The sequence below is a fragment of the Stenotrophomonas sp. GbtcB23 genome, assembly GCF_019091045.1.
Taxonomy (GTDB): domain Bacteria; phylum Pseudomonadota; class Gammaproteobacteria; order Xanthomonadales; family Xanthomonadaceae; genus Stenotrophomonas; species Stenotrophomonas rhizophila_A.
In genome coordinates this window covers 1-282 of record NZ_JAGXKC010000352.1, presented here as the reverse complement: position 1 = coordinate 282, position 282 = coordinate 1, and the positions used below count along the sequence as shown (strand labels likewise).

General features: G+C 70.6%; 1 protein-coding gene. It reads left to right on the top strand.

Features of this window, described 5'->3' with window-relative positions; all coding sequences use genetic code 11:
- Positions 1–196 (top strand): universal stress protein (locus KVS69_RS19380; protein WP_217539574.1); only part of this gene is annotated, 196 nt, incomplete at its 5' end.
- Positions 197–282 lie beyond the last annotated feature (86 nt).

Sequence of the window (282 nt, the reverse complement as noted above, 5' to 3'; positions counted from 1 at the left end):
GGGCCTGCGCGCCACCACCGTGCACGTGCTGGACCGCTATGCCGCCGACGGCATCATCGTCACGGCCATGGAACGCAACAGCGACCTGATCGTGATGTCCTCGCACGGCCGCCGCGGCGTGTCCCGGGTCCTGCTCGGCAGCCAGACCGCCGAAGTGCTCGCACGCAGCCCCGTCCCGGTGCTGGTCATCCGATGATCTAGGGGCGCAGCTCCAACGCCATGGACTCGTCCAGGCTGCCGTCGGGCCGCACCACCACGTAGCGTTCCCCGGCCCGGTCGAAC